The following is a 26,431-nucleotide window of genomic DNA, read 5'->3' on the forward strand; positions in this document are numbered from 1 at the left end:
TTCAGGCCCCTTCCTTGGTGTCGGCGGAAGGTTTGGATGCGATCTGGACCGTGGTTCCCGGCCGCACTTTCTGCAAGCCTTCGACGATCACCATCTCACCGACTTCCAGCCCTTCCTTGACGATCCATTTGACACCTTCCTTTTCTCCCGTGGTGATGTTGCGTTTGTGCACGCGGTTTTCCGCATCGACCACCAGCACGAACTTGCCGGTCTGGTCCTGCTGGATGGCGGCCTGCGGGATCACCTTCTCGGTCCGCACCTCGTCGCGTTGCACGCGCACCCGCACGAACTGCCCCGGAAGCAGGATGCGCAGGGTGTGCGGGATCTCCGCTTGTCCCGGCAACACGTTCCTCGCCGGGTTGGGAAACTTGGCGCGGATGGTGATGGTGCCGGTCCGTTCATCCACCCTGTGGTCCACGAAATCCTCAACGCCCGCGTACGGGTATTCCGTGCCGTTGGGCAGGATGAGTTTGGGCGTGAAGGTGGTGGCCTTGCCGCGTTTGATCTGGTTCTGGAATTCCGTCAGGACCGTGCCGGAATCCACGGTGAACAGCGCGTACATGGGGTCCATCTGCACCAGGGTGGCGAGCGGTCCCGTATCCGGTTTCACCAGGTTGCCTTCATGCACATTGGCACGGCTGATGCGGCCACTGAAAGGAGCGCGGATTTCCGTGTAGCTCAGGTTCAGTTGTGCCTGTTCGAGGTTGGCTTTGGCCTGCATCAATGCCGCCTCGGCGCGTTTGAAATCGCTTGAAGCCTTGTCGAGATCGGATTGCGACACGGCGCCCTTGCGCACGGACTCGACTCGTTTCAGGTAGGTCCTGGCGTTTTCCAGGGTCGCTTCCGCTTCGGAAACGAGGGCTTCCGCCGCCCTCACCGCGATTTGATAGGGCTCCTGTTCGATGATGAACAACAGGTCTCCCTTGCTGACGTCCTCGCCTTCCTTGAAATTCCTTTTTTCAAGAAACCCTTCCACCCGGGTGACGATGTTGACGGTCCGGACCGAAGCGGTTCTCCCCACCAGTTCGTGCGTGCGAACGATTTTCTGTTGTACCACCGGGGCCACCGTCACCATGGGCGGAGGTTGCTTGGGTTGCGGCGCGGCGGCGGTGTCGGGTTGCTGACATCCCGCAAACAGGCCCGTGGCGATCAGCAATAATGTTTGTGTGAATTTCAAAACCGGGTTCACGTTTGTTCCCTTCGATTGATGAGTCCCTGTCAGGATTGAGGTTGTTCTTCCGGTGCGTCTGCCATCAGGGGTTTCCATCCACCCCCCAGCGCCTTGAACAGGCGGATCAGGTTCGACACCACGCGGCCTTCGCTCACAGCCAGTTGATCCTGGAAACTGAACAGGGAACGTTCCGCTTCCAGCACGGCGATGAAATCCGACAAGCCCGCAACGTACAATTCGCGCGATAACTCCACCGCGTTTTGGGCGGACTCGATGGATTTTAGGAGTGCCTGGCGTCGCACCTGTTCCTTGGCGTAATCGATCAGGGCGTTTTCCACGTCCTGAACCGCTGTGAGCACGGTGGCTTCGTACTGGATGAGCGCCTGCTCCTGGAGTTCATCTTCCACCTTGATGTTCTGGCGGATGCGCCCCGCACTGAACACGTTCCACGTCACTTGCGGCCCGATTGAAAACGCGGTGGCGGGTCCGCTCAAAAAGGTGGAGGCGGAAATCGATTCCAGCCCGATGGAACCCAGCAGGGTGAACCGGGGATACAACTCCGAGGTGGCGATGCCGATGCGTGCCGTCTGCGCGGCCAGCTCCCGCTCTGCCTGGCGGATGTCCGGCCGCCGCCGCAGTAAATCCGCGGGCACGCCGACGACGACGTCCATTGGCGTCACCGGCACTTGTTTGAATTCCTGCAATTCTTCATTGATGGCACCGGGGAATTCGCCGAGCAGAACCGAAAGGCCGTTCTTCCCCTGCTCGATTCCGGTTTTGAGCGTGGGGATTTCCGCCCTGGTGTTTTCAAGGTTGTACTTGGCCTGCTCCAGCGTGAGCGTGGAAGTGAGCCCCGCCTGAAGGCGGTCCTTCACGATCTGTAGCGTTTCTTCCTGCACCCGGCGGTTTTTTTCCGCGGCTTCCAGGCGCGCCTGAAAAGTGCGGATTTCGATGTAGTTCAATGCGACTTCCGCCACCAGCGTGACCAGCGTGTCGTTCAATTGTTCCTTGCGCGCCTCCACCGAGGCTTCCGCCGCTTCCACCGAACGCTGGATCCGTCCGAACAGGTCGATTTCCCAGGTGGAATCGAAACCCGCGGAATACATGTTGAATTCGCCGCCGCGACGAAACAGGTTTTCGCTGCTGGACCGCTGCCGCGCGGTACTGCCGACGGCGTCGATGGTGGGAAACCGGTCTGACTGCGCGATGCCTCGCCGGGCGCGCTCCTCCCGCACCCGCGACTGCGCCAGTTTCAAATCGAGGTTGTCCTTAACCGCTTTGTCCACCAGCTGACTGAGGAGAGGGTCTTCCAGCGTCTGCCACCATTCGGCGAGCATCTCCGGCGTCACCTGTTTCACCGGGACTTCCGGTTTCTTCACCGCTTCCTGTTTTTCCTTATCTTTTTGTTTTGTGGTTTCGAATTTTTGTTTTTCCACCCTGGTGTGGAAATCCGGAGGTACGGTGGTTTCGGGGGGTATGTAGTCCGGACCGACGGTGGTACAGGCGGCGAACAGCAACCACACCGACCCGGCAAGAGCGCGCACTCCGGACGGGAAATCGGTGAGTGTACGGGATGAGAATCGCATAATCCTCGTTGTCAGGAGATCATGGCTCCGCGCATGGAAGCGGCGCCGGAAACCACGCCTTCCACCGGAAACGTCACCCGCTCGGATTCGTCCTGCAAAGCGATGATATAGATCAGCGGCAGAAAGTGTTCCGGTGTGGGAACGGACAAGCGCGCTGTTTCTCCCAGGTGGCTGAAATTCAGGATACTTTCATGATCGTCCCTGAGCAAGAACCCTTTGATCGAATCGTCAAATGAACTGGCCCAGGGATAAGGCGGGGTGCAGGGATTGGGATCGAAAAAGTCCAGGTTATGCACGATGTTGCCGCTCCCCAGAATGAGGACGCCTTCGTTCCTCAAGGGTTTCAGTTCGCGGCCGATCCCGTAATGCTGGCGCGGGGAGAGGTTCCGGTTGAGGCTCAATTGCACCACAGGCACATTGGCTTTCGGGAACATCCACGACAACACTCCCCACGTTCCGTGGTCGAGACCCCAGCTGTGATCGGGCAGGACTTCCGTGGTGGTGACCAGCGATTGGATGCGCTGAACCAGTTCCGGACTTCCGGGCGCCGGGTAGTCGATGTCGAACAGCGCCTGCGGGAAGTTGCCGAAGTCGTGAATGGTGCGCGGGTGTTCCATGGCGGTGGCATAAGTGCCGTAGGTCTCCCAGTGCGCCGAGATGGAGAGGATCGCTTTCGGCCGCGCCAGGCTTCGGCCCAGAAGTTCCCAGCTCAAGGCGAACGGGTTCCTCTCGATGACGTTCATCGGGCTTCCATGCCCCAGAAACAGGGCGGGCATTTTGGAAGATTTGGGTTGAGTCAGTGTATTCATAACAAATTGGCGATTGAGATTTGTGTTTGGTCAAGTCCGGATTATTTGCATCAGAACGACAACATGAAGTCGTAATTGCCGGTCAGCACGTCCGGGCTTGCCTCCAAAGAGCGATACTCGACGATCAGGTTTTCCTGCTGTTCCCGCGTGAGAGCGGGGTCTCTCAGGATCAGATCGCGCGCGTTCAACTTCTGTATGAGCTCGTTGTTGGGCACGGCCTCGCCCTTGAAATACAATTGCGTCACCAGTTGCGGAATTCCGGGTGCGGTGACCATGAAGTGCAGGTGCGGCGGCCGGTACCAGCCGTTTTCCATGTCCACCGGGTAGAACCCCGGCACCACGGTTTTGAAACTGTAACGACCGTCTTCATCGGTGATGCAGCGCCCCCAGTACTGGAAGTGTTCGTCGTGCGTGCGCTCCACCCACTGTCCGGTTTCCGGATGTTTGAAGCGCGTCGCCTCGCGGTCGCCGCGGTGGTTGTAACGCCCGGAGGCGGCGGCGTTCCACAGGATGATCACCGCACCGGGTTGCGGCTTGGCTTCTCCCTGCCAGCGGAACAGAACCTGGCCCTCCAGGTGGATGACCTGGCCCGACGCGGTTCCTTTGTGACCCTTGATGTGCGTGAGGTCGTTGTCGTTGGCTTCGCTGATAGGCAGACGGAAGTCGAGATTCTCGCGGATTTCATGAACCGCGTCGCCTTCGTCCGGGAAGAACGGCCCCAGCGTCTGCCTGGGAGTGGTCATCCGCATGGCCTGCGCCCAGGCGGAACCCGCAAGAAAGGATCCTGCGAGTCCGCCGAGCACCCCCATCCCGGTCTTCAAAAAGTTGCGTCGCGAATACGAGTTTTCCGGGTTTTTCATCGTGCACTCTCCTGCAGGGCGTGTTGCGGTGCGTAGGGTTCGGGATGAGCGATGGGTCCGCTTTCGGTTTCTTCCTGTTTGTGGAACTTTTTATTATGGAAGAAGGTTTTCGCGATCCAACCGTCCACGGAGTATTTGCCGCCGCCGGAGACCATGAGCGCCGCGGCCATGCCCATGGCGAGCAGATGGAATTCGAAACCTTCACCGGCCTGTTTGCCGGACCAGTTCATGAAGAACCCGTTGTCCCAGTGCGCCATGAACATCGCCCCCATCATGGTGGCGAAGATGCCGAAGGCGCTGAAACGAGTGAGGAACCCGGAAATCAGGCCCAGCGCACCAAAGAATTCGCCGGCGATGACCAGAAGCGCGATGACCATCGGGATGCCCATGGTCTGGGTGAAGAAACCCAGCGTGCCTTCCAGGCCGAAGCCGCCGAACCAGCCCAATAATTTCTGCGCGCCGTGCGGGAAGATGACCAGGCCCAGGAGAACACGGACGATCACAGGACCGGTCCGGTTTTCCGTTTCAAACATTTTCTGTATAATGGATTTGGCACTCATGATTTTTTTCTCCTGTATGTCGAAATTATTATAAGCCCATCGGATAAAGTCTCAAAGTTATTCGGAGAACCGGGCAGGAGCCCCTCCCTACATCCTGCCCGATTCAATTTTTATTTTTGGGCTATGGGTTCATGTATTCCAATTACAGCCTTTCATGACTTCCGTCGCAAAAGGGGCGGTTGCCGGATTGCTGGCACCCGCAGGCGTAGATGGTCTGGTCCTTGTCAAACTCGATGACGTAGGGCGTGAAATCCGTGCCCTGGTGCGACCCATCGCAGTACGGGCCGTTTTCCGATTTTCCGCAGGCGCAGAACGCCTTGATTTCTCCCTTTTTGACTTCGATTTCAAACGGTTCCTTTTGCCAGCTCATGCCAGCCTCCTTGGTTTTCATTGTTGTTATTTTTGTGTTTGGCTTCCACGTTGCAGTCGTCGTATGGGGAATGCTTTTCATTGCCAATAGCGGTCCATCAATCAACGCAAGCGGGATACCCCGTACATATCGAGGAGGTAACCGTTCAACGTGTTGAGATCGATCGTGGGTGCGGGAACTGGCGCGTTTTCAAAAAACCGGGCCTGTCCTCCGGTCAATGCCCGGCGGAACAGACTCCATTCCTTTGTTATTGAAGCGAAAGCGTTTTCCTCACCCGGGTTGCTGAAAAGCCGGCATACCGAGCCAGCTGATTTCGCATCGGGGCGAACCTTTTCCGATAACAGGCAGTGCAGTCCCGCCTTGTCCAGGACCAGGTTGTCCACCCCGGGGAGGTACGGGGTGAACGGGTTTTTCACCTGGATGGAGGAGGTCGGGTGCTCTGCGTTTGAGGAATCGAAATAGGATTCCCAATCTCCAAACTCCATCGGTCCCAGATGCGGGGCGCCGTGCGAAGCTGGAACAGGGGTGGCGAAGACAAGAAGCCATCCCAAAACCAGCATCATCCGGAGCAGCCAGTGACGTTTCGTTGCGGAACGGGCTGACGATGCATTCGTGCGCTGGGTTTCCATGATTGGGTTCCTTTTAAAAAGTTGAAAACGGTTCAAAGCAAACTTGACTTGTATATAGCAAAAGACGGGCCAAAGCAGGGGGTAGGTCACTAAAGGCTTTATTTATAATTGTTTAAATCTTTTTTGTCGTGTTTCAGGGATTACGTAAATTTGTGTTTCAACGAAATATCGTTGTTACTCAACGGAAATCCGTTATAATGCAGCCATGAGCAATTCCGATTCCAACATCCTTCCATTCCGCAACATGCGCGAGCTTCTGCTGGCGATGCCACAGGAGCGAAGCGTGAGTTCCCTGCTGGAACGGGTGGTGGAGAAAGCCGCGGAGGATCCCCTGTTGGCGTTGTCGCGTATCTGGCTGGTGCGTCCGGGGGACCGGTGCGACACCTGCCCCCTTCAGTCGCAGTGCCTCGACCAGACCCGGTGCCTGCACCTGGTGGCACAAAAGTACAGTGTGGGATTTGAACCGGAATCGGACGTTATGGAGGAGGACGATTACATCCGCATTCCCCTCGGTGTCGGCAAGGTGGGGCGTTCGGCGGTGACGGGTGAGATCGGGGACACGGAGTCGGTGGAGGAGGATTTTGACTTTGCGGTGTCTAAGCGATGGGGAGAGCCACGCAAGGTGATCGGTCTCGCCGTTCTTCCGGTGGTGTTCCAGGGCAAGGTGCTGGGCGTTTGCGGTTACGTGCCGAGGGCGGAGGCGGAAGCGGAAGGCGAGGGCCTGTTCTGGGGCCGGCTGGTGGCGGACCATCTCGCCGTATCCATCACCAACGCCGAAGCGTTCGAACAAATCGAGGAATTGAATCGCCAGCTCACCGACGACTACGAATACCTGACAGAGGAATTGGTCGAGATAAATGCATTCGGCGGCATCATCGGCCAGAGCGCGCCGCTCAAAACGGTTCTGCGGCAGATCGAGATGGTGGCGAAGACCGACGCCAACATCCTGATCACCGGCGAGTCCGGCACCGGCAAGGAGATGGTGGCGCGCGAAGTACACAAGCGCAGTGCGCGCTGGAAGCGGCCGATGGTCAAGGTCAACTGCGCCTCGATTCCACGCGATTTATATGAAAGCGAATTCTTCGGCCACATCAAGGGCGCGTTCACCGGCGCGGTGCAGGACCGGAAGGGCCGGTTCGAGCTCGCCAACGGCGGCACGCTGTTCCTGGACGAGGTGGGTGAGATTCCGCTCGACGTGCAGAGCAAGCTGTTGCGTGTCCTGCAGGAAGGCGAATACGAACGCGTGGGCGACGAACGCACCCGCACCACCGATGTGCGCATCCTGGCCGCCACCAACCGCGACCTCAAACGCGAGGTGAAAGATGGCCGCTTTCGGGAGGATCTGTATTACCGGCTGAACGTGTTTCCCATCGAACTCCCGCCCCTGCGCGAACGGCGCGAGGACATTCCCCTGCTGGCCCGTCACTTCATCGAAGTCGCCTCGAAGCGGTTCAACCAGCCGATCAAACCACCGTCGCGGTCCGTCACCGCTTCGCTTGAAAAATACGACTGGCCGGGAAACATCCGTGAATTGCAGAATCTGGTGGAGCGCGCCGTCATCACCGCCACCGGCGGGCGTTTGAAGTTCGATCTGCCGGGAATGCACGAGTTGAAAGAAAACGCCGCGCGGACCGCGGGCGAACCCGCGGAAGGGGAGGTGGTTCCGGAGGCGGAGATGAGGCGGCGCGAAAAGGAAAACATCCTGCGTGCGCTCAAGCAGGCGGATGGCAAGATTTACGGCGACGATGGCGCGGCGAAGCTCCTCGGCGTCAAACCCACCACCCTGGCCACGCGCATCAAGTCGATGGGCCTTAAAAAGCAATACCTTCCGGAATGAGGTCCGGTTCCCTGGCAAGAGGATCCGGAATTCCTGTTGGGTGTCCTGCAGGCCTTTCTTTTTCCTCACAAAAAACCGGCCCGTATTGCAAAGCAGTTGTTGGATTGCGGGCCAACCTGCGTTATAGTAGGCAACGGTTCACAAACCCAATCCGCTCATTTCCCAGAATTGATTGAAATGGTTCCCGTTATCCGGCTCCCGGCCGGAAAGGGAAAAGCAGGGAGCGCTCGGCTCCGGGGTGGGGTGTGAACGGTTTCTGACTTCCTGATTTTTCAACATATTTATAAGCCGAAAAAACAGTTGACAGAAACTGGATTTTTTTTAGTATTTGCCGGAATATCTCTGTAAAATCCATACTTTTCAACCAAAACACGACCTTAAAAATGGGGTAAACAAAGATGTCAGATAAACCAGATATTATATACACGAAAGTCGATGAAGCTCCTGAGTTGGCGAGCGGTTCGTTTCTGCCGATCATTCAGTCCTTCAGCAAAGTGGCTGGCCTGAAAGTCGGTACCATGGACATTTCGCTGGCAGGCCGCATCATCGCGCAGTTTCCAGAGCGGCTGAAGCCGGAACAGCAGCAGCCGGACGATCTCGCCATCCTGGGCGACATGGTCAAAGAGCCCACCTGCAACGTCATCAAACTGCCGAACATCAGCGCGTCCATCCCGCAGATCAAGGCTGCAGTGAAGGAATTGCAGGAGCAGGGTTACGACATCCCGGACTATCCGGACGAGCCCAAAACGGATGAGGAAAAAGACATCGTGGCCCGCTTTGACAAAGTCAAGGGCAGTGCGGTGAACCCGGTTCTTCGTCAGGGCAACTCCGACCGCCGCGCTTCGGCTTCGGTCAAGAACTTTGCCAAGAAAAACCCGCACCGCATGGGCAAGTGGTCCAAGGATTCCAAAACCGATGTTGCGCACATGACCAGTGGCGACTTCCGGTCGAATGAAAAATCCACCACCATCACCGCGGCGCAGGCCGGCAAGGCGAAACTCGAGTTCACCGATGGCAGCGGCAAGACCACGGTATTGAAAGAAAACATCACGCTGGATGAAGGCGACATTGTCGATGCCACCAAGATGAGCGCCAAGGCTCTTGACGCTTTCTTGAAGGCATCGAAAGAAGAAGCCAAAAAGCGCGGTGTTCTGTTCTCCCTTCACATGAAGGCGACGATGATGAAGGTTTCCGACCCGATCATCTTCGGCCACGGTGTGATGACTTATTTCGAGGACGTGTTCAAGAAGCATGGCGACACGTTCAAGGAACTGGGAGTCAACCCGTACAACGGTCTGGGCGATGTGCTCGCTCGCATCGAGAAACTCCCGGCCGACAAGAAAAAGGAAATCGAGGACGACATCCAGGCCAGCATGAAGGAAGGCCCGGATCTGGCAATGGTGGATTCCGACCGCGGCATCACCAACCTGCACGTGCCGAGCGATATCATCATCGACGCGTCCATGGCAGCGGCCATCCGCACCTCCGGTAAAATGTGGGGTCCGGACGGCAAGGAGTACGACACGCTGGCGGTGATTCCGGACAGCAGTTATGCCGGCATCTACCAGGCCTGCATCGAGTTCTGTAAGGAAAACGGCGAGTTCGACCCGTCCACCATGGGCAGTGTTCCCAACGTCGGCCTCATGGCGCAGAAGGCGCAGGAGTACGGCTCTCATGACAAAACCTTCGAGGCCAAGGAAGACGGCACCATCCGCCTCATCGATGCCAAGGGCAACACCCTGCACGAGCATCAGGTGGAGAAGGGCGACATCTTCCGCAGCTGTATCGTCAAGGACATCCCGATTCAGGACTGGGTGAAGCTGGCGGTCAACCGCTCCCGCGCGTCCAGCACGCCGGTTGTGTTCTGGCTGGACAAGAACCGCCCGCACGATGCCGAGATCATCAAGAAGTTGAACGTGTATCTGAAGGATCACGACACCAACGGCCTCGACATCCAGGTCATGGCTCCGGTCGATGCGATGAAACACTCGCTGGCACGCGCCAAGCAGGGTCAGGACACTATCTCGGCGACGGGTAACGTGCTTCGCGATTACCTCACCGACCTGTTCCCGATCCTTGAGCTGGGTACCAGCGCGAAGATGCTGTCGATCGTTCCGCTCATCAACGGCGGCGGCCTGTTCGAGACCGGTGCCGGCGGTTCCGCGCCGAAACACGTTCAGCAGTTCCAGAAGGAAGGGCATCTCCGTTGGGATTCGCTGGGTGAGTTCCTGGCGCTGGCGGAGTCCCTGGCTCACCTCAGCAAGACCTTCGGCAACAAAAAAGCCCAGGTGCTGGCGGATGCGCTGGACCGCGCGACCGGAAAGCTGATGGAAAACAAGAAGAATCCGGGCCGCGAGTTGGGTGAGTTGGACAACGCGGGCAGCCACGTGTACGAAGCGCTCTACTGGGCGCAGGAGCTGGCTGCTCAGAGCGACGATGCGGACCTCAAGGAACGGTTCACCCCCATCGCCAAGCAGATGGAGGAGAAGCTCGAAACCATCCTCAAGGAATTGCAGGATGCGAAGGGCAAGCCGGTCGATCTGGGCGGTTACTACCATCCGGATTCGAAGAAGGTGGCTGCGGCCATGCGCCCGAGCAAGACCTTCAACTCGATCCTGGATAGCATCTAAGCGGATCGAACCGATCAGGTTGTTACAGGAAAGCCCGGCCCTCGCGGCCGGGCTTTTTTCGTTTGAAAGGGTGCCGATCCGGGATTGGGAACAGGAAAATAGAAACAATCCAATTGGATTGATGGGGAGCGGACACTCCCTTCGTTTAAAAAAGATTTTTTACTTCAGCAAAAATTTCCCAGAGTTTCTTCCAAAAAAAATAATAATTTTTCAAATGCACAGTAATTCAGCATTTTTGGGGCAGAGGCGAATAAGCCTAATGATTGCAGGCCATACCGCCAGTGTGAAAAAAATTTAAGGCTTTTAAAAACAGCCTATATTGGCGTTATTTTAATTTTTTCTCTTGTTGGGCGAGTTAAACCTTTGATCTCATGATATAATCACCCCCTATCCTGAAAATATAAATAACCGGAAACAACAGCGAGGTATGTTTTGACTACAGCAAATCCAGAGCAATCTTTTGGGACGAATCCGACGCAAGTCCGAGAATCGGACCACTACCAGGAGGAGTATGTCAAAAGCTTCGTCGAAAAGTGGGACGAACTGATCGATTGGGAACAGCGCTGGAAAAGCGAAGGCGATTTTTTTATCGAACTCCTGCGGTCGCGCGGCATCAAACGGGTGCTGGACGTCGCCACCGGCACGGGATTCCATTCCGTTCGCCTGTTGAGTGCGGGGTTCGACGTGACCAGTGCCGACGGCAGTCCGGAAATGCTTGCCAAGGCGTTCAAAAACGCGCGCAATCGCGGTCTCATTCTGCGCACCGTGCAGGCGGACTGGCGCTGGCTGAACCGCACCATCCATGAACAGTTCGATGCGGTCATCTGCCTCGGCAACTCGTTCACGCATTTGTTTGCGGAACATGATCGGAGAAAGGCACTGGCGGAATTTTACGCCACGCTGAATCACGACGGCATCCTGATTATGGACCAGCGAAACTACGATTCCATTCTGGACCAGGGATTCTCCAGCAAGCACAAATACTATTATTGCGGGAAAAATGTTTCTGCCGAACCGGAGTACGTGGACGAAGGGCTCGCGCGGTTCCGTTACAACTTTCCCGACAATTCAACGTATCACCTGAACATGTTTCCCCTGCGCCGGAAATACTCCCGTCGCCTCATGCACGAGGTCGGGTTTCAGCACATCGAGACGTACGGGGATTTCAAGGGGACGTTCGACGCCCACGAACCCGACTTCCTGGTGCATGTTGCCGAGAAGGAATACCAGGAAGAAGACGAGGAAGATTAGACGGGTTCCCGCGATGCATACGAAGTAAGGCGTGGGCCTGACGCACTCACAGGGCAAATCCTTCGCTTTTCGCCGGATTTGTGAACCGCTCAACAAGGGGGCCGCCGATTTTGGCGGGCCCCTTTTTGTATTGCCGCAAAGCCATTGATTGTATGCCGACGTTGTATTTCACCCTGAACACACAGCACCTCCAACCCCTGGTCGCTCCCATCACGGAGGAGTGCAATATGATTCTGCACGCCGATTGCATCTGGGCCACGCCGGAGGAAGCCCCACCCACGCAGGAAGTCCGCCGCCGAATGAAACGGTCCGATGTGCTGGTTGTCGCCATCGGGGCTGCCGGTTCCGGTGTACCGCAACTGAACGAACGCATGCGCGAGGAAATCGTCACCGCCGTCAACGGTGATTTGATCCTCATTCCGTTGCTCATCGACGACGCGTGCCTTCCCGGCAAGGATGAAGCGGGCGGTGTGTGGAAATGGCTGCTGAACATGAAAACGCACCGGTTGCGCACGGGGCGCTGGTCGGAAGACCTGAACGAAATTCTCGCGGAAATCGAAGCGGAATTGAACTTTCGCCGCGAGGTCATGGACAAGGTGAGGAAGGCGGGCCCGGGTCCTTTACCGGAGGTGAAAGACACGGAAGGCAACCCGCTGGAACCGCTGCGTATGGGATTGGAATTTTCCGGCGTGCAGGAATTGCGCCGCACCATCGATGCGGAACATTACAGCCTGGGCCGGGCGAGGCAAAGCGGTGACCGTCCGGCGGAAAAACAGGCGCTGGGTGCGCTCGGTCTCGCATACGCGCAGTTGGGTCAGACGCAACGCGCCATCGAGTGCTTTGAGCAACAGCTTTCCATCGTTCGCGAACTGAATGACGCGCGGGAGGAATGCGAACTGCTTGCGAGTCTGGGCGACGCCTATGCGGTGTCCGGAAACCTCGACCGCGCCAAAAAATATTATGAGGAGCAGTTGTGCCGCGCGGATGAATTGAACATCCCCGCCTTCATCGGCAGTGCGTACAATGGCCTCGGACACGTTTTCGTCAAGCGTGGAAAACTCGATCGGGCCATCGACTGTTACCGCAGGGCGTTGAAGCATTACCGCGATCTGGAAGATCACGACAAGGAACTGGAACTGCTGGTCGGCATCGGGCTCAACCAGGAAAAGGCCGGCGACCTTCAAAAGGCGGCGGAAACGTTGGAGCAGGCAAGGATGTCCGCGCGCTTCGTCGAAAACCGCAAAGAAGAAGCGCGCCTGAACGTGGACCTCGCGGAATTGTATAAATCGTTAAACGAACCCCGGCGTGCGCTCGATTGCCTGGGCGATGCCGAAGCCATTCTCAATCTGTTCGAGGGAAGTTGGACCGACCCCTGGAAATCCCGCATCGCGTCTTTGCGCAGTCAATTGAAAACCACGTGAAAGCGGTCCGGGAAAAGCAACTCCCAGTCTTCACATTTTGCAGGATTCCAGTTCTGTGATCAGTGGAAATTTATAAAAATTCTGTTGTAAGCTGAAAAATGGAAAACGTTTATTTCATTGCCGCTTGCACGGTTTTCAATACCCTTGATATTCTGATGCTTGAGTAATTTGACTGGGCTATTGGGGCGCAAAACGGTATCTTAATGGGTAGGGGAAATTGACTTTTGTCCCCGCGCCAAATGAAATATCGAATACAGAATCCTTCGTGAATTGCCGGAAGGTTCAAATCATTTGCTCCAATTCGGATTCAACGCCTGGTTCTTTCTCAGTGAAACGCAGTTCATTGCATTATCAATAAATTTAAACGGAGAGACGTATGACCACTCATGAACAAATTGTTGCCGCGTTTGAGCAATACATCGCCGAGAATGAAAGTTTCGAAAGCAAAAACATCAAAGCCGCCGCCGCGCGGGCACGCAAAGCGCTGGCCGAAGTCGGCAAGCTGGCAAAAGCCCGCCGCGCGGAAATCCAGGACAAGAAAAACAGCCTGGGCTGACCCTGAATCAACACGTCTTTCAAAAATAAATTCCGGCAACATGAATGGAAACGGATCCGGCCACCGCGGCCGGGTCCGTTTTTGTTTTCGGCGAGCGGTTGAAAGGCGGAATTATTTTTTGCGAAGGATGTGCGTGGCACTGCCGAGAAAGGTTTCGGCGGACTCCATCAGCGTTTCGGAGAGCGTCGGGTGGGGATGGATGGAGCGCGCGAGGTCTTCCGCCACCGCCCCCATCTCCACGGCGAGCACGCCTTCGGAGATCAACTCCCCCGCACCCGCTCCGCAGAGCCCCGCCCCCAGCACGCGGCCGGTCCTCGGTTGCAGGATGAGTTTGGTCACGCCTTCCGCCCGTCCCAGGCTCTGGGCACGGCCGGACGCGCCCCACGGAAACCTGGCGATCTCGACGTCGACGTTGTTTTCTTTCGCCTCGTTTTCTGTCAACCCGCACCACGCGATCTCCGGATCGGTGAACACCACCGCCGGAATGGCTCGCGGGTCCCATTCCGTTTTCTCTCCGGAAACCGCTTCCACCGCAACCCGGGCTTCATGCGCCGCCTTGTGCGCGAGCAAGGCGCCACCTGTGACATCTCCTATGGCGTAAATGGAAGGCTCCGTGGTTTGGCGTCGGGCGTTCACCGGAAGGAATCCGTGTGGGTCGAGTTCGATGGACGTGGCATCGAGTCCCAGCCCATCGGTATTGGGTTGGCGGCCCACCGCGACCAAAACGCGATCGAATGTTTCCTCACCTTTGCCGTCTTCGTTTTCGAGGACGGCGTGAACGGCTTCTTTATTTTCCTTGAGTGATGCAACCTTCGTGTTCAGGTGAATGGCCTCGAAATCGCCCGCCAGTTTTTTTTGAAGCGGACGCACCAGGTCGCGGTCCACGCCGGAAAGCAGGTCGCCCGTCATTTCCACCACCGTGACCCGGCTCCCCAGCGCTGCGTACACCGTGCCCATTTCCAGGCCGATGTAGCCGCCGCCAATCACCAGCAGGCGTTCGGGGATGTCTTCGATCTCGAGGGCGTTGGTGGAATCCATCACCCGTCCGCCCGGTTTCGGAAATCCATTCGGCCAGGTGGGACGCGACCCGGTGGCGACGATGCAGTGGTTGAACTGCAATACCTCGTTGCCGACTTTAATTGAACGCGCGTCCTGAAACACCGCACGACCGTTGACGCGTTTCACTTTTCTTTGTTTGGACAACTGCGAGAGCCCGCCGGTCATCTGGTCGACGACTTTGTTCTTCCATTTGCGAAGAGCGGTGAGATCGATACGCGGCTCGCCGAAGTCGAGCCCCCATTCCTTCGCCTGCCGGGCCTCGCCGATGAGTCTGGCGATGTGCAGGAGGGTCTTGGAAGGAATGCACCCGACGTGCAGGCACACGCCGCCCGGGGCGTCGCGGTCATCGACCAGCGTCACGTCCATGCCCTTGTCGGCGGCGAGGAACGCCGCGGCGTAACCGCCGGGTCCGGCGCCGATCACGATCAATGGATGCTCAGCCATGATCTCATCCTTGGAGCAGGGTGCCGGTGAAGTTTTCCAGCCGTTCCGCCAGCGTGCGTGCAAAGCGGGCCGCGTCTGCGCCGTCGATCAGTTTGTGATCGTACGACACGCAGAAGGGGAGGATGAGGCGCGGCTGGAATTTGCCGTCCTTGTAAACCGGTTGCATGCGGGTGCGGGAAAGGCCCACCACCGCCACCTCCGGCGGCAGGACCAGCGGGGTGAACCCGGTACCGCCGATGCCACCGAGGTTGGATACCGAGATATTGCCGCCGCGCAACTCTTCCAGCGACACCTTGCGGTTGCGCGCGCGTTCGGAGAGTTCCGTCAACTCGATGGCCAACTCCGCCACGCTTTTTTGATCCACGTTTTTGATGACGGGGACGATCAGGCCCGAAGGTGTGTCCACCGCGACGCCGATGTTGTAATACTTTTTGTAGTGGATGACCCCTGCGTTCAGATCGACGCTGGCGTTGAACTGCGGGTGTTCCTTGAGCGCCGCCACCAGCGCTTCCAGCACAAGCACGGTGACCGTCAGCTTGCCGCCCTTTTTCTTGATGAACCCCGACTGCGCCTTGCGAAGAGCCTCGAGATCGGTGATGTCGGCTTCGTCGAACTGCGTGACCAAAGGCACCGCGTTCCACGCTCGCGTCAAATTGCTCGCGATCTTACCGCGAAGCGAGGCGATGGGTTTGGTCTCGACCTTCCCCCACTGCGTGAAATCGGGAAACGGTTCCGGTTGGACGGAGGGTCCGGTGGAAGGCGCGGCCATTTTCTTTTTGGTGTGAGCCTTGACGTCCTCGAGGGTGATGCGTCCGCCGCGCGCCGACCCCGTGACCTGCCTGAGGTCCACCCCCAGCTCGCGCGCCAGCCTGCGCGCACCGGGTCCGGCGGGCGCGGGAATGGATTCGGCTTCCCGTTTCTTTGGAGCGTCTTCCGCACTCTTCCTTTCTTCTTTCTTTTTCTCTGTCCTTTTCTTTGCCGCTGAATCGTTCTCGGTTTGAGGGGGTGTTTTTTTCTGCGCGGTGCCTTCTTCCCTCGACACCTCTTTCTTTTTTTCCGGTTCCTTTTCTTTCTTCTCCGTTGGTTCGGGTTCCGGCTTGTCTCCTATTTCCTTGTTCTCCTTTCTGTCTTCCTCCTGTTTCGGTTTGGAATCTCCATCCGATCCATCGGTGTCTACATCGAATAAAGATTGCCCCACCTTGATGGTGTCTCCTTCCGAAATTTTGACGGCGGTGATGCGTCCGGCCACCGGCGATGGCAATTCCAGGAGGGCTTTCTCCGTTTCCAGTTCGAGGAGCACCGAATCTTTCTTCACCTCCGAGCCTTCCTTCACGTGGATCTTCGCCACGTCGCCGGACTCGATGCCTTCGCCCAGTGCGGGCAGCTTGATGTCTTCGCTCATCAGTGTGTCCTTTGTCAGGAAGAAACGGGATCGGGTTTGTCGGGATCGATGTCGAGATGATCGATCGCCTGTTTCACGCGCTTCATCGGGATCGCACCTTCGTTTGCCAATGCATGCAGGGTGGCGACCGCGATCGATTCCGCATCGACTTCAAAGAACCGGCGCAGGTCCTCACGCGAATCGCTTCGGCCGAACCCGTCGGTGCCAAGCGTTGTGTACGGTTTCGGCATCCATGGCGCGATCTGGTCCGGCACCAGTTTCATGTAATCGGTCACCGCGATGACGGGTCCATTTTCCTCCTTCAAAATGTCTTCTATATAAGAGGTGCGCGGTTTTTCGGTGGGATGAAGCCGGTTCCACCGGTCCACCTCCAGGGCGTCGCGTCGCAGTTCCTTGTAGCTGGTGGCGCTCCACACGTCCGCCGACACCTGGAAATGTTCTTCCAGGATGCGCTGGGCGCGGAGCGCTTCCTGAAGCAGGCTGCCGCTGCCGAACAGGTGTGCCTTCGGCCAGTCCGGTTGACCCATTCCCGGTTTGAATTTGTAAAGACCCTTCAGTATGCCGTCCTCAACGCCTTCCGGCATTTCCGGCATGACCTGGTTTTCATTGTAGAGCGTGATGTAGTAGAACACGCTTTCCTGTTCCTGGTACATGCGTCGCAGTCCGTCCTGGATGATGACTGCGAGTTCGTAAGCGTAGGCCGGATCGTAGGTGATGAGGTTGGGTACGGTGGCTGCCAGCAGGTGGCTGTGCCCGTCCTCATGTTGCAGGCCCTCGCCGTTCAGCGTGGTGCGTCCGGACGTGCCGCCCAGGAGGAACCCGCGCGTCCGCATGTCCGCCGCCGCCCAGATGAGGTCGCCGATGCGCTGGAAGCCGAACATCGAATAGAAAATGAAAAACGGAATGGTATTGATGCCGTGCGTGGCGTAGGCGGTGCCTGCGGCGATGAAGGAGGAAATCGACCCTGCCTCGCTGATGCCTTCCTCCAGAATCTGCCCGTCCTGTGCCTCGCGGTAGTACAAAAGCTGGTCCATGTCCACCGGATCGTACAGCTGACCCTGGCTGGCGTAGATGCCGTACTGGCGGAACAGCGTTTCCATGCCGAAGGTGCGGGCTTCGTCCGGGATGATCGGCACGACCAGTTTTCCCAGATCCGGATTGCGGAGAAGCCGGGTGAGCATCTGCACGAAGGCCATGGTGCTCGACACCTCGCGTCCGTTCGATCCTTTAAAAAAATCCTCGAACTGATCGCGGCCGGGAACGGACAGGAGTTTGGCACGGACCTTTCTCTCCGGAAGGTACCCGCCCAGATGTTGCCTGCGCTCGTGGAGGTAGGTCAGCTCCTCGCTGTCATCGGCGGGTTTGTAGAATGGCGCGTTGGCCACGTCCTCGTCGCCGATGGGGATGCCGAAACGCGTGCGGAAACTCAACAGTTCACTTTCGTTCAGCTTTTTCGCCTGGTGCGTGATGTTCTTGCCTTCGCCCGCTTCGCCGAGGCCGTACCCCTTGATGGTTTTGGCGAGGATGACGGTGGGCGATCCGGTATGGTTCACCGCCGCATGGTAGGCGGCATACACCTTTTCCATGTCGTGGCCGCCGCGCCGCAGGGTTTCCAGTTTGTCGTCGGTGAGGTTTTCCACCATCTTCAGCAGGTCCGGGTGCGCGCCGAAAAAGTGTTCACGGATGAACTGGCCTTTCTCGACGACGTACTTCTGGTACCAGCCGTCCACCGCTTCCATCATTCTTTTTTTGAGCAGGCCTTTGTCGTCCTTGGCAAGCAGGGGATCCCAGTCCGTGCCCCAGATCAGTTTGATGACGTTCCACCCGGCCCCCCGGAACGCCGCTTCCAGTTCCTGGATGATCTTGCCGTTGCCGCGGACGGGCCCGTCCAGCCGTTGCAGGTTGCAGTTGATGACGAAGATCAGGTTGTCGAGCTTTTCACGCGAGGCGAGGGTGATGGCGCCCAGGCTTTCCGGCTCGTCGGTTTCTCCGTCGCCGAGAAACGCCCACACCTTGCTGTCCGCGGTGTCCTTGAGTCCGCGGTGATGCAGGTAGCGGTTGAACCGCGCCTGGTAGATGGCCATGATCGGCGACAATCCCATCGACACCGTGGGGAATTCCCAGAAATCCGGCATGAGCCACGGGTGTGGATAGGAGGGCAGGCCCCCTTCCGGTTGCAGTTCGCGCCGGAAGCTTTCCAACTGCTTCTGCGTCAGGCGGCCTTCCAGAAACGCACGGGCGTAGATACCCGGGGCGGCGTGACCCTGAAAATAAACCTGGTCACCCGGTGCTCCGTTTCCGGGACCACGGAAAAAATGGTTGAATCCCATCTCCAGCAGGAGTGCAAGAGAGGCGTAGGTGGAAATGTGGCCGCCGATACCCGGAGAGGTGCGGTTGGCCCGCACCACCATCGCCATCGCGTTCCACCGGACCAGGCTGCGGATGCGCCGCTCGAGTTCCGGGTCGCCGGGATAGGACGGCTGGTCTTCGGACGGGAGAGTGTTGATGTAAGGCGTGTTGGCGGTGAAGGGGAGGTGGTGGCCGGACTTCCTCATTTCGTCCTGCAGGCGGTGCAGGATGAAGTGGGCGCGCTCGGGTCCGACGTCGCGCAACAGGTAGTGGAGCGAGTCCACCCATTCCTGCGTTTCCGCCGGATCGGTGTCGTCCATGGGAATGTCCGCCCACTGCGTCATGCCCGCCTCCTCAGAGAGAGAATGTGCGCCGCCCGAAATTTCTGATCTGTTTCCAGATTACTTGATAACACCCAAGACCTCAACGGCGTATTCGGTCCCAAAAACTTCCTCACTGCTTGCGTCGTGCGTGGGGGCGGCTTTGCTTGCTTTGGATCCGGGGGACGACGATGCGCGCCGGGCGGTCGTAGAACACGTAGTTCCATCCCCAGTACAACAGCACCGACAGGCGATTGCGGAACCCGATCAGAAAAAAGATGTGCACTCCCAGCCACAACAGCCAACCGATGAACCCGTTCACCATAAACCGCCCGATGCGCGCGATGCCTGTATTGCGGCCAATGACGGCCATGGTGCCGCGGTCGCGGTAGCGAAACGGTTCCGGTTTTTTCGAGCGGATGCGCTTCAGAATCGAGCGCGCCACGTGGCGCCCTTCCTGCATGGCAGGGGAGGCCTGCATGGGCAGCTCTTTTTCTTTGTGCATGCAGGAGGCGATGTCACCGATGGCGTAGACGTGGTCCTGCTCTTTCAATCGTAAATACTCGTCCACCACCAGCCGGCTCTGCGCCGTGCGTTCGGCGGAAAGATTTTCCGCAAGAGGAGAGGGCTTAACCCCCGCGGTCCAGATCACGGTTTTGGTGTTCACCGTGGTGCCGCTGACGAGGGTGAGGAGATCGTGCTCGTACGCTTTCACGGGATCATTTAGCCGGACTTCGACGCCGTAACGCTTCAGGGCGTCGCGCGCGATGTCCGTGGCACCGTCACAAAACCCGCCGAGCAGGCTTCCACTGGCCTCTATGAGGAGAATCCGAATGCGGTCGCGCGGAAGTTCCGGGTAGTCCTTCACCATAACGAGACGGACCAGTTCGCCCAGCGCGCCGGAATATTCCACCCCGGTCGGACCGCCGCCCACGCAGGCGAATGTCAGCCACGGTTCGATGTCCTCCTCTCCTCGCTCCAGCAGGCGCGAAGCCTGGTCGAAACAACGGATGATGTGGTTGCGCAATTCCAACGCTTCCGGCAGGTCCTTCAGTCCGTATGCCTGCTCCGCAAGGAGGTCGTTGCCGTAAAAATGAGTGGTGCTCCCCGAGGCGATGACCAGGTAGTCGTATTGGAAGTCGATTCCCTCCACGGTGTGCACCTGCATTGCCGTGAAGTCTATGCCGGTGACTTCGGTTTCATAAAACTTCACATTGTCGGAATGGCGGAACAGGGTACGCACGGGCATGGCGACATCCGTGGGGTTCAGGAGGGAGGTGGCCACCTGGTAGAGCAGGGGGGTGAAGACGTGGTGGTTTCTGCGGTCGAGAAGACACACATCCACGCGGTGGCCGGACAAGGCGCGGGCGCAGTTCAGGCCGCCAAACCCGGCGCCAATAATGACCACCTTCGGCGGGCCCGTGGGGGTGTGCGAAGATGACTTCATGCCTCCTCCATGAACAGGTGGAGCTTTTCTCCAGCCTAGAATAAATTGACGGGGGTTGCAATACGGAGATCGGCTGCCTGTTATTGATTATAGCCTGTTCGGGCAATAAAGGAAATGCGGTTGCTGTGCGGGTTTGATGAAGATGAAGCGGATGCAAAAGCGAAAATGCACCGGATTCATACGCGCAGATTTTCTTTGGATTTTAACGAAGGTTGTGGTTAAGTTTCGTGAACGGAATTTGGAGCAAACGCGATGCGTGGGAAAAGGTTTTCTGGTTGTAAGATAATTCCGGTTTAATTTTTATTCACATAATCTGGTTTTATATGACCAATAAAAAGCAGAAAGAAAAATTCGCATTCATCGACTGGTTTGGTTTTATCATCGGTGTCGTTGTCACCAGTTTTCTAGTCTTCATTTTGATCTGGCCCCTCATCGACCCGACCCCCGAAAGATCCTCCACGCTGCAAGAAAATCTCGAGCGAGTGGCACCCAAAACAGATTAAAAGCGGCTGCAGTTCACACGAATTGGGCGGCCTGCGAAAAAAATTTAAATGGATCGCCCAGGGGTCGACTTTTCTTGTTGCAACTGGGTCAGGTTATTTTTTTAGAGTCGTGCCTGTGAGTCACTATTTATAAGCCCTGGGGCTTCCTGAATGGATGTGTGCACTAATAACGCCTCCGGCTCTTCACTACCCTCTCTTTATTTCCTATTATGTGTAGTCTAAATGCTGATTACAGGGGGAAGGTTTTGGAGTAAATTAAGATTGGAAATATCTGTATTCTGGGCTGTAGCCTTTTTAGGTCAAAATTTTGAATCTGAAACATTCGCCAAGACCACAAGTGAACGATATTCATTTACCCTCTCCCATGGCAAAACGACGCGCCTCGAAACTGAGCCGTTTGGGAGTGGTTTATGCCCTCGGAATTTTGATTTTGATGGCGGACACCCAGATTCCTCTGGGGGTTGCCAGCGGGCTGCCTTTTGTGATTCTGGTTCTCATAGGGTTCCGTTCCCGGGAAAGCAAGGCGGTATGGACCGGCGCCATCGTGGGGACGGTTTTGACTTTTTTGGGGCTCTTTCTTTCCGCTCCAAGTGGGGACTGGTGGTTTGCTTTGATCAACCGCTGTCTCACGATTCTGGTCATTTGGATGACCACCTATTTCTGCCTGATGGAGTTGCAGTGGGCGGAAAAGTTTTTGAAGGCCGGTGAACTGGAAAAAGCTTACAAACGCCTGCAGGAGGAAAGCTCTTACCTTCAATTGAATCGGGATATCGCATTCCAGACCAATATGAGCAAGACCCTGGAAGAGGCGATCGAGTATTCGCTGGAAAGAATCTGCCGGGAGATCGACTGGGTGTTGGGTCACTTTTTCCGCTTCGAGGATAAAGAAAAAAAACTGTTACCAACGGGAATCTGGTTTTGTCAGAACCCGCACCGATACGAGGAATTCATCAAGGTCACCGAGGTAACAAAACTGGAGGCGGGCGAAGGCTTGCCGGGCCGGGTGCTTGCGGATTCCAGGCCCCATTGGATTCAGGATGTGGGGCAGGACACCAACTTTGCCCGTAACAAAATGGTGGAAAAGCTGGGAGTCAAAACGGGATTGGCGTTTCCGGTTTACATCGGCTCGAAGGTGGTGGGAGTCATGGAGTTTTTTTCCAACAAGGAGCTGGAGCCCAATGCCCGCCTGCTGGAAGTGATGGAGAGCATCGGTATCCTGCTTGGCCGCGTCATGGAACGGCAGAAAGTGGACCATGATAAAGGAGAATACAACAACCATCTGCGCCGGCTTTATCACCGTCTCGATTCCATTCGGGAAGAGGAGAGCAAACGGATTGCGAGGGAGGTGCACGACGAGTTGGGCCAGGTATTGACGGCAATCAAGCTGGACCTTTCCCGTATTCAGGCCAAGGTTCCACCGGAGAGAGTGGATATTTCGGAGGATGTGGAACTGATCACCGACCTGATCCAGAAAACAATCCAAACCGTCAAACGGATTTCGCTGGACCTGAGGCCTCCTGTTCTGGACCGCATGAGTTTGACGGAAGCCATCGAATGGCAGGGGAAATTGTTTCAAAGCCGCACGGGTATCGAGTTTGACCTGTCAACGCAACCGGATGTCATCAGCCTCGACACGCAGAGGTCCAGCACCATCTACCGGATCTTTCAGGAATGCCTCACCAATGTGATTCGCCACTCCGAGGCCAGCAAGGTGAATGTGGATCTCACGGATCGAGAAGGCCTGTTGACCATGAGGGTGTTCGATAATGGAAAAGGGCTCGTTCCGGAACAGATTAATGAAAACTTCTCACTCGGTTTGCTTGGCATGAAGGAGCGCGCACAAATCTGGGGTGGGCAGGTTTACTTGAATGGACGAAAGAACGAGGGTACAACCATAACCATAGAGCTGAAGCATTGATGAATATTATGGAGCCTTCATTGAAAAATATAAAAATTCTTGTTGCGGACGACCATCCGATTTTCCGCCAGGGCATCCACCGTGCGTTTTCGGCCATCAAGGACATGGAAGTTGTGGAAGAAGCGGTCAATGGCGCTGAGATGCTGCAGAAGGCGCGTGAGACCAAGGTGGACCTTGTGCTTCTGGATATCACGATGGGGGGCGAATGGAGCCTGGAATACATGAAGCAGTTGAAGGAGGAATTTCCGGATTTGCCCGTCGTTGTGGTCAGCGTGTATCCGGAGGAGCATTTCGCCATGCGTTATCTCAAAGCCGGCGCATCGGGTTACGTCACCAAGGAAAGTCCGCTGGAAGTGCTCATCAATGCCATTCGCAAAGTCGCCTCCGGTGGAAAGTTTTTGAGTCCTGAATACATGGAGAAGCTCACGTTCAACTTCAACGGCTTCGACAAGCAACCCCACGAATATTTGACGGACAGGGAATTTGAGGTGTTCTGCCTACTTTCCGGCGGCAAGTCACTGACCGAAATTGCGCAAAAGTTGTGTCTCAGCGTGAAAACCGTCAGCACTCACCGCACCCATATTTTGCAGAAGATGAATATGAAGACAAATTCTGAACTCACTCAGTACGCACTGTTAAACCGGCTTCTTTGAAGGCTCCCCCTGTAACCGGAAACACCCCTTCTTTCCTCCCACTCTCACGGATTGCCAAGTCCTTTGTTATTAGGCAAAAGCAAAACTTCCCACAAATTTTTGCCAGCGTTTTCCTACAATTTCATAGGACCCAGTCCTTTTTCAAAAACAGCCAAATCCGATCCACCAATCAGGCTCGTCTGATTACCTTCCTTGCCGAAAACCCATAGAATCCCATTCGCTAGAAATAGTTTTGCTTAATTATTTTGTTTTTCTCTTCCATTGCCTGGAGAAGTGAAAAAAATTTTGTGGCGCGCCGTTTTTGTAAAACCGCTGACGCCGCCATGGATGAAGTGAGAGCGGGATCGCCTTTGGTCCCGAAGTTTTGTTGGAAGAGGAAGAAGTAGATGGAAGCCCGCAGGTCGGGCTCATTTTATCTCTAATGCAGGGAGGTTTGAATCTATGCGTTTGAATCGAAGGAAGTTCTTGCAGGTGAGTGCTGGTGTGGCTTCGGCCATGGCGCTTTCGAGCAAGAGGGTGGGAGCCCAGTTGAAACCCGTTGTGAAGGTTGGGAATCCCCTGGAGTCCTATCCGGATCGTCGTTGGGAGGAAGTTTATCGCGACCAATATAAGTACGAACGTTCGTTCACGTACTGCTGTTCACCGAACGACACCCATCAGTGTCGTGTTCGCGGCTTCGTGCGTAACGGCATTCTGATGCGGATCGAGCAGAACTACGATCACCATAAGGTTCGCGACCTGTACGGCAACCAGGCGGACGCAGCGTGGAACCCGCGCATGTGTCTCCGCGGCATGACGTTCCCGCGTCGTGTTTATGGGCCGTACCGCAACAAGTATCCGATGTTGCGCGTTGGCTGGAAGCAGTGGGCCGACGACGGCTTTCCTTATCTGGACAAGGAGAACCGGGAAAAATATAAGTTCACCAGCCGGGGCACGGACGAGTTCGTCCGCGTGACCTGGGATGAGACCTTCACTTACCTGGCAAAAGGTCACGTGGCGATCGGTAAAGCCTACAGCGGTTCCCGCGGTGCTCAGCGCCTGAAGAACGAAGGTTATCAGCCTGAGATGATCGAAGCCATGGGTGGATCCGGTTCCCGCGCGATGAAGTATCGCGGCGGCATGGGCCTGCTGGGTGTTGTCGGTAAGTATGGTATCTACCGCCTCGCCAACATGATGGGTGTTCTGGATGCGATCATTCGCGGCCGCGGCCCGGGTCAGGTGCTGGGTGGACGCGCATGGTCCAACTACACCTGGCATGGTGACCAGGCTCCGGGTCATTCCTGGGTTCATGGCATGCAGACTTCCGACATCGACTTCGCCGACCACCGGTATGCGAAGCTGACCATTCAGTGGGGTAAAAACCTCATTGAGAACAAAATGCCGGAAGCTCACTGGTACACGGAAATCATGGAACGTGGCGGTACGCTGGTTACGGTTGCTCCGGAGTACAATCCTCCGGCAACCAAAGCCGACTACTGGATCCCGACCCGCGCGGGTCTGGCCGACATCTCCATTTTTCTCGGTATCGGTAAAATCATCATGGACGAGGGACTTGTTGACGCGGAGTATGTCAAGGAGTACACCGACATGCCGTTGCTGGTCCGCACGGACAACCTGATCCGGTTGCATCCGGAGGACTACATCCCCGGTTACAAAAACCAGCCGCTGCCTAAGGATGGTTTTACGACCAAGTGGATGAAGAACTACGATCGGGACAAGATGCCGGACTTCGTGGTTTGGGATGCCAACACCGACAAGCCGGTTGCGCTGACTCGCGAGGACATTGGCGCGAAGATGCGGAAGAAGAACATCGACCCGGCTTTGGACGGTGTTTATGACATCAAGCTGGTCAGCGGCAAGACCATCACCGTTATGCCGTTGTACGAGATGTACAAAATCCACCTGAAGGACTACGATCTGGATACGGTCAACCAGATCTGTCACGCTCCGAAGGATCTGGTTGTGCGTCTGGCACGCGACATCGGTACCATTAAGCCGGTTGAGATTCACTACGGTGAAGGTATCAACCATTACTTCCACGCCACCATGCACAATCGGGCGTCGTATATCCCGCTGTTGTTGACGGGTAACGTCGGACCGAAAGGTTCCGGTTCCCACACCTGGTCCGGTAACTACAAGGCCGGCAACTACCAGGGTTCTCACTGGTCGGGACCGGGCTTCGCGGCGATGGTTGCGGAGGATCCCTTCAATCCCGTTCTGGATGTAACCAAGAACGTGGGTTGGGAGAACATCAAGGGATATGCGAAAGGTGAAGAGCCCGGCTACTGGGCGCATCGTGACAAGGCTCTGATCGTCAATACCCCGCGGTATGGACGTAAGGTCTTCACGGGCCGCACCCATATGCCGACTCCGACCAAGCTCCTTTGGTTTGTTAACGTCAACGTCATCAACAACGCGAAGTGGTTCTACGAGATGGTGTTCAACACCAACAACAACGTAGACATGATCGTGGCTCAGGACATCGAGTTCACCGGTTCCTGCGAGTACTCGGATATCGTCCTCGCTGCTAACAGCTGGGCCGAGTTCGAGTCTTACGAGATCACTTCGGCGTGTTCGAACCCGTTCCATCAGATCTGGGGCGGCACCGGCATCAAACCGGTATTCGACACGATCGATGACAACCTGATCCACCGCG

Annotated in this window: 19 protein-coding genes; 8 read left to right on the plus strand and 11 right to left on the minus strand. The window is 56.6% G+C overall.

What is annotated here, in order from left to right; translation table 11 throughout:
• Position 1: 1 nt before the first annotated feature.
• From ACTRW9_RS13965 to ACTRW9_RS13995, 7 genes are all read right to left on the minus strand, one after another.
• The gene (locus ACTRW9_RS13965) at positions 2-1,189 is read right to left on the minus strand and encodes an efflux RND transporter periplasmic adaptor subunit (protein WP_442429810.1); all 1,188 of its coding nucleotides are present in this window, start codon (positions 1,187-1,189) and stop codon (positions 2-4) included.
• A 29-nt stretch (positions 1,190-1,218) separates the two neighbouring features.
• Entirely contained in the window at positions 1,219-2,757 is a 1,539-nt protein-coding gene (locus ACTRW9_RS13970; RefSeq protein WP_442429811.1) for an efflux transporter outer membrane subunit, read from the minus strand.
• A gap of 11 nt (positions 2,758-2,768) precedes the next feature.
• Positions 2,769-3,566, minus strand: coding sequence for a 4,5-DOPA dioxygenase extradiol (ygiD, locus tag ACTRW9_RS13975; protein ID WP_442429812.1), 798 nt, complete (start codon positions 3,564-3,566; stop codon positions 2,769-2,771).
• Positions 3,567-3,616: 50 nt separating this feature from the next.
• Positions 3,617-4,426: a dioxygenase family protein gene (locus tag ACTRW9_RS13980; RefSeq protein ID WP_442429813.1), complete on the minus strand. Its 810-nt coding sequence runs from the start codon at positions 4,424-4,426 to the stop codon at positions 3,617-3,619.
• Positions 4,423-4,971: a DoxX family protein gene (locus tag ACTRW9_RS13985; RefSeq protein ID WP_442429824.1), complete on the minus strand. Its 549-nt coding sequence runs from the start codon at positions 4,969-4,971 to the stop codon at positions 4,423-4,425. Before ACTRW9_RS13985 ends, ACTRW9_RS13980 begins: the two co-directional genes overlap by 4 nt.
• 157 nt (positions 4,972-5,128) lie before the next feature.
• A complete protein-coding gene (locus ACTRW9_RS13990; RefSeq protein ID WP_442427277.1) occupies positions 5,129-5,356 on the minus strand; it encodes a CDGSH iron-sulfur domain-containing protein in 228 nt (75 codons plus the stop codon).
• Positions 5,357-5,457: 101 nt separating this feature from the next.
• Positions 5,458-5,985, minus strand: coding sequence for a hypothetical protein (locus ACTRW9_RS13995; RefSeq protein WP_442429814.1), 528 nt, complete (start codon positions 5,983-5,985; stop codon positions 5,458-5,460).
• A 205-nt stretch (positions 5,986-6,190) separates the two neighbouring features.
• Between ACTRW9_RS13995 and ACTRW9_RS14000 the strand changes: the two genes are divergently transcribed.
• The 5 genes from ACTRW9_RS14000 (at position 6,191) to ACTRW9_RS14020 (ending at position 13,680) form a co-directional block, all read left to right on the plus strand.
• On the plus strand, positions 6,191-7,822 hold the full coding sequence (locus tag ACTRW9_RS14000) for a sigma 54-interacting transcriptional regulator (RefSeq protein WP_442429815.1): 1,632 nt from the start codon (positions 6,191-6,193) through the stop codon (positions 7,820-7,822).
• A 398-nt stretch (positions 7,823-8,220) separates the two neighbouring features.
• Positions 8,221-10,452, plus strand: coding sequence for an NADP-dependent isocitrate dehydrogenase (locus tag ACTRW9_RS14005; RefSeq protein ID WP_442429816.1), 2,232 nt, complete (start codon positions 8,221-8,223; stop codon positions 10,450-10,452).
• Between the two features lie 432 nt (positions 10,453-10,884).
• A complete protein-coding gene (locus ACTRW9_RS14010) occupies positions 10,885-11,703 on the plus strand; it encodes a glycine/sarcosine N-methyltransferase (RefSeq protein ID WP_442427273.1) in 819 nt (272 codons plus the stop codon).
• A gap of 227 nt (positions 11,704-11,930) precedes the next feature.
• Positions 11,931-13,124 (plus strand): tetratricopeptide repeat protein, encoded by a 1,194-nt coding sequence (locus tag ACTRW9_RS14015; RefSeq protein ID WP_442429817.1) that lies wholly within the window; start codon positions 11,931-11,933, stop codon positions 13,122-13,124.
• A 376-nt stretch (positions 13,125-13,500) separates the two neighbouring features.
• Positions 13,501-13,680: a hypothetical protein gene (locus ACTRW9_RS14020; protein ID WP_442427271.1), complete on the plus strand. Its 180-nt coding sequence runs from the start codon at positions 13,501-13,503 to the stop codon at positions 13,678-13,680.
• Positions 13,681-13,791: 111 nt separating this feature from the next.
• On the opposite strand, the gene lpdA is transcribed toward ACTRW9_RS14020, so the two are convergent.
• From lpdA to ACTRW9_RS14040, 4 genes are all read right to left on the minus strand, one after another.
• A complete protein-coding gene (gene lpdA / locus ACTRW9_RS14025) occupies positions 13,792-15,183 on the minus strand; it encodes a dihydrolipoyl dehydrogenase (protein ID WP_442429818.1) in 1,392 nt (463 codons plus the stop codon).
• A 4-nt stretch (positions 15,184-15,187) separates the two neighbouring features.
• Complete coding sequence (locus ACTRW9_RS14030; protein WP_442429819.1) at positions 15,188-16,585, minus strand: 2-oxo acid dehydrogenase subunit E2; 1,398 nt, start codon at positions 16,583-16,585, stop codon at positions 15,188-15,190.
• Between the two features lie 14 nt (positions 16,586-16,599).
• Complete coding sequence (gene aceE, locus ACTRW9_RS14035; protein ID WP_442429820.1) at positions 16,600-19,278, minus strand: pyruvate dehydrogenase (acetyl-transferring), homodimeric type; 2,679 nt, start codon at positions 19,276-19,278, stop codon at positions 16,600-16,602.
• A gap of 109 nt (positions 19,279-19,387) precedes the next feature.
• Positions 19,388-20,701, minus strand: coding sequence for an NAD(P)/FAD-dependent oxidoreductase (locus ACTRW9_RS14040; protein ID WP_442429821.1), 1,314 nt, complete (start codon positions 20,699-20,701; stop codon positions 19,388-19,390).
• A gap of 936 nt (positions 20,702-21,637) precedes the next feature.
• Between ACTRW9_RS14040 and ACTRW9_RS14045 the strand changes: the two genes are divergently transcribed.
• The 3 genes from ACTRW9_RS14045 to ACTRW9_RS14055 all read left to right on the plus strand — a co-directional run.
• Complete coding sequence (locus ACTRW9_RS14045; RefSeq protein ID WP_442429822.1) at positions 21,638-23,122, plus strand: GAF domain-containing sensor histidine kinase; 1,485 nt, start codon at positions 21,638-21,640, stop codon at positions 23,120-23,122.
• A 20-nt stretch (positions 23,123-23,142) separates the two neighbouring features.
• Positions 23,143-23,775, plus strand: a complete 633-nt coding sequence (locus ACTRW9_RS14050) for a response regulator (protein ID WP_442429823.1) — start codon at positions 23,143-23,145, stop codon at positions 23,773-23,775.
• A 471-nt stretch (positions 23,776-24,246) separates the two neighbouring features.
• The coding region (locus ACTRW9_RS14055; protein ID WP_442429825.1) for a molybdopterin-dependent oxidoreductase at positions 24,247-26,431 on the plus strand (2,185 nt) is incomplete at its 3' end.

The sequence above is a fragment of the Nitrospina sp. 32_T5 genome (assembly GCF_052156635.1).
Classification (GTDB): Bacteria; Nitrospinota; Nitrospinia; order Nitrospinales; family Nitrospinaceae; genus Nitrospina.

What these genes read in the sequence shown, in the direction of transcription:
- ACTRW9_RS13995 (WP_442429814.1), bottom strand. Translation starts at nt 5,985, where the DNA reads ATGGAAACCCAGCGCACGAATGCATCGTCAGCCCGTTCCGCAACGAAA.
- ygiD (WP_442429812.1), bottom strand. Translation starts at nt 3,566, where the DNA reads ATGAATACACTGACTCAACCCAAATCTTCCAAAATGCCCGCCCTGTTT.
- lpdA (WP_442429818.1), bottom strand. Translation starts at nt 15,183, where the DNA reads ATGGCTGAGCATCCATTGATCGTGATCGGCGCCGGACCCGGCGGTTAC.
- aceE (WP_442429820.1), bottom strand. Translation starts at nt 19,278, where the DNA reads ATGACGCAGTGGGCGGACATTCCCATGGACGACACCGATCCGGCGGAA.
- ACTRW9_RS14030 (WP_442429819.1), bottom strand. Translation starts at nt 16,585, where the DNA reads ATGAGCGAAGACATCAAGCTGCCCGCACTGGGCGAAGGCATCGAGTCC.
- ACTRW9_RS14040 (WP_442429821.1), bottom strand. Translation starts at nt 20,701, where the DNA reads ATGAAGTCATCTTCGCACACCCCCACGGGCCCGCCGAAGGTGGTCATT.
- ACTRW9_RS14005 (WP_442429816.1), top strand. Translation starts at nt 8,221, where the DNA reads ATGTCAGATAAACCAGATATTATATACACGAAAGTCGATGAAGCTCCT.
- ACTRW9_RS14045 (WP_442429822.1), top strand. Translation starts at nt 21,638, where the DNA reads ATGGCGGACACCCAGATTCCTCTGGGGGTTGCCAGCGGGCTGCCTTTT.
- ACTRW9_RS13980 (WP_442429813.1), bottom strand. Translation starts at nt 4,426, where the DNA reads ATGAAAAACCCGGAAAACTCGTATTCGCGACGCAACTTTTTGAAGACC.
- ACTRW9_RS14015 (WP_442429817.1), top strand. Translation starts at nt 11,931, where the DNA reads ATGATTCTGCACGCCGATTGCATCTGGGCCACGCCGGAGGAAGCCCCA.
- ACTRW9_RS14020 (WP_442427271.1), top strand. Translation starts at nt 13,501, where the DNA reads ATGACCACTCATGAACAAATTGTTGCCGCGTTTGAGCAATACATCGCC.
- ACTRW9_RS14000 (WP_442429815.1), top strand. Translation starts at nt 6,191, where the DNA reads ATGAGCAATTCCGATTCCAACATCCTTCCATTCCGCAACATGCGCGAG.
- ACTRW9_RS13970 (WP_442429811.1), bottom strand. Translation starts at nt 2,757, where the DNA reads ATGCGATTCTCATCCCGTACACTCACCGATTTCCCGTCCGGAGTGCGC.
- ACTRW9_RS13990 (WP_442427277.1), bottom strand. Translation starts at nt 5,356, where the DNA reads ATGAGCTGGCAAAAGGAACCGTTTGAAATCGAAGTCAAAAAGGGAGAA.